General features: G+C 54.1%; 3 protein-coding genes. 2 read left to right on the top strand and 1 reads right to left on the bottom strand.

Annotation, left to right across the window (positions count from 1 at the left end; genetic code table 11):
• The first annotated feature begins 47 nt into the window (after nucleotides 1–47).
• On the top strand, nucleotides 48–680 hold the full coding sequence (gene narP / locus ACLQ7H_RS22740) for a nitrate/nitrite response regulator protein NarP (protein ID WP_411754618.1): 633 nt from the start codon (nucleotides 48–50) through the stop codon (nucleotides 678–680).
• A gap of 26 nt (nucleotides 681–706) precedes the next feature.
• On the opposite strand, the gene ACLQ7H_RS22735 is transcribed toward narP, so the two are convergent.
• Entirely contained in the window at nucleotides 707–985 is a 279-nt protein-coding gene (locus tag ACLQ7H_RS22735; RefSeq protein WP_021807096.1) for a helix-turn-helix domain-containing protein, read from the bottom strand.
• 287 nt (nucleotides 986–1272) lie between these two features.
• Between ACLQ7H_RS22735 and ACLQ7H_RS22730 the strand changes: the two genes are divergently transcribed.
• A partial coding sequence (locus ACLQ7H_RS22730; protein ID WP_411754617.1) for an efflux RND transporter permease subunit occupies nucleotides 1273–3104 on the top strand: 1832 nt, incomplete at its 3' end.

The following is a 3104-nucleotide window of genomic DNA, read 5'->3' as shown; positions in this document are numbered from 1 at the left end:
CTGCCTGCATTACGCAGTGGCTTTACTCGCTACAGGGAGCACGTTTTATTGTGATGAAAAATTACCGAGTAATGATCGTGGACGATCACCCGTTGATGCGCCGTGGTATCAAACAGTTGCTGGGGCTAGATCCTACTTTCACCGTGGTGGCAGAAGCCAGCGGCGGTGCTGAGGCGATCGCTCTGGCCGCGCAGTTTACGCCTGACGTGATCCTGCTCGATCTGAACATGAAGGGTCTTTCCGGGCTGGATACGCTAAAAGCACTGCGCGATGAAGGGGTGGATGCACGTATCATCGTGCTGACCGTTTCTGATTCCCGCAGCGACGTCTATGCGCTGATCGATGCTGGTGCCGATGGCTACCTGCTGAAAGACAGCGAACCAGAACAACTGCTGGAGCATATTCGCCAGGCTGCCGAGGGCAAGAACGTGATTAGCGATGCGGTGGCGGACTATCTTTCGTCACGCAGCGAGCAGCACGATCCCTTTGCCGATCTCACCGAACGTGAACTGGATGTATTGCAGGAAGTGGCACGCGGCATGTCAAACAAGCAGGTCGCTGCACAGTTGCATATTTCCGAAGAGACGGTGAAAGTGCACATCCGCAATATGCTGCGCAAGCTCAACGTGCGTTCGCGCGTGGCAGCAACCGTGATGTATCTGGAATCGAAAAGCCAGTAATGCTTCCCCGGCACGCCGGGGAACATTCAACCAATGGCCGCCAGCAGCATCTCATGATGCTGATTAACCCAGCTTTGGCTTAGCGGGCCCCAGTTTACCAACTGGTAATAGCCATCGTTATTACGTTTCCCTTGCTGAACAAACTGCAACTCCAGGCCCAGGCCTGGCAACGCTTTGAGTACATCCTGCAGCGTCCGGCGCGGCCAACCGGTCAATTCCATCAAGCGCGGAACGTTAGGGCGTTCATTGCTGCTGATCAGCCAACACAGATAAAGACGACGAGCAAATACCGGGTTAATTTCCATGCTTAACTCCTGCTGCGGAAAACTTCCTGATTATTTCACCGTAACGCAATAAAATCGTCATAATGACGCGTTTCGTTGTGGTGCAATGTGTAACTGTAGATGTCTACTACTGTTATTTACATTATCTCCTTTTTTTCTCCACGCTTTACCTACGCTTGACGAGTAAAGTGCAGTAGCACCTTTGGGTACAATGAAATCCTGCGACAACCCGGCCACCAACAAGCGCCAGGCATAAGCATAACTGATGCAGTCAAAAATAGAACAAGTCACAACGAGGTTCATGCCGCATGGCCAACTTTTTTATTGATCGCCCGATTTTTGCCTGGGTTCTGGCAATTATTCTTTGCCTGACGGGGACGTTGGCGATTTTTTCTCTGCCTGTCGAACAGTATCCGAACCTCGCTCCGCCAAACGTGCGTATCAGCGCCACCTATCCGGGAGCTTCGGCACAAACGCTGGAAAATACCGTTACCCAGATTATCGAACAGAACATGACCGGCCTCGACAATATGATGTATATGTCGTCCCAAAGCACCAACACCGGTCAGGCCTCGGTGACATTGACCTTTGAAGCAGGCACCGATCCTAACGAAGCCATGCAGCAGGTACAAAACAAGCTGCAAGCCGCCATCAAGCGGTTGCCACAGGCAGTACAGCAGCAAGGCGTGACGGTGTCAAAATCGGGCGACACCACGCTGATGATGGTGGCCTTTGTCTCCAACGATGGCAGCATGGATAAGCAGGACATCGCGGACTACATCGTTTCCAACCTGCAAGACCCCCTCAGCCGCATTAACGGTGTGGGCAGCATGGACGTTTACGGTTCGCAATACGCCATGCGTATCTGGCTGGATCCGAACAAACTCACCAGCTACCAGCTCACTACGCAGGATGTGGTCAACGCCATCAGCTCACAGAACGCCCAGGTGGCGGTGGGCCAGCTAGGCGGCTCCCCTTCCGTAGATCAGCAAGCGCTGAACGCCACCATCAACGCTCAATCCCAGTTGCAAACGCCGGAACAGTTCCGACAGATCACGCTGCGCGTCAATCAGGACGGTTCTCTGGTCACTCTGGGTGACGTTGCCACGGTGGAGTTGGGCGGGGAAAACTATAACTACCTCAGCCGCTACAACGGCCTGCAGGCCGCCGGGATGAACATCAAGCTGGCCTCTGGTGCCAACGAATTGCAAACCGACCAGTTGGTGAAAGCCAAGATCGCCGAGCTTTCACAATATTTCCCCCACGGATTGGAAGCCAAAGTCGCCTATGAGACGACGCCGTTCGTGCAGGCGTCAATCCATGACGTGGTAAAAACCCTGCTGGAAGCCATTTTGCTGGTATTTTTAGTCATGTACCTGTTCTTGCAGAACTTCCGCGCCACGTTAATTCCCACTATCGCCGTTCCGGTGGTGCTGTTGGGCACCTTTGCCATCCTTTCGGCCTTTGGCTACAGCATTAACACCCTGACGATGTTTGCCATGGTGCTGGCGATCGGCCTCCTGGTTGATGACGCCATCGTAGTGGTGGAAAACGTGGAACGCGTGATGAGCGAGGAAGGTCTCTCACCCAGGGACGCCACCCGTAAATCCATGGGGCAGATCCAGGGGGCGCTGGTGGGGATTGCCATGGTGCTTTCGGCGGTATTTATTCCCATGGCCTTCTTCGGCGGCACCACCGGGGCCATTTATCGCCAGTTCTCGATCACCATCGTTTCCGCGATGGTGCTTTCGGTGCTGGTCGCCATGATCCTTACCCCAGCCCTGTGTGCCACAATTCTCCAGCCGATCGCCAAAGGCCATCATCACGGCAAGCGCGGTTTCTTCGGCTGGTTTAACCGCATGTTCAACCGTAACACCGAACGTTATGAACGTGGAGTAGCCCGCGTGCTGCATCACAGCGTCCGCTACATGGTGATCTACCTGTTGCTGCTGGCCGGTATGGCACTGTTGTTTATCAAACTGCCAACCTCATTTTTGCCACAAGAAGACCGTGGCGTGTTCACCGTACAGGTGCAGTTACCAGCAGGCTCCACTCTGCAGCAAACCACCAAGGTGGTGGAAAAGGTCGAGCACTACTTCCTGACCGAAGAGAAAGCCGACGTGTTGTCGGTGTTCTCAAC

Source organism: Serratia sp. (in: enterobacteria) (genome assembly GCF_046715635.1).
Lineage (GTDB): Bacteria > Pseudomonadota > Gammaproteobacteria > Enterobacterales > Enterobacteriaceae > Chania.
This window is presented reverse-complemented; position numbering and strand designations above follow the sequence as displayed.

Coding starts and splice junctions, on each gene's coding strand:
- ACLQ7H_RS22735 (WP_021807096.1), bottom strand. CDS start 985: ATGGAAATTAACCCGGTATTTGCTCGTCGTCTTTATCTGTGTTGGCTG.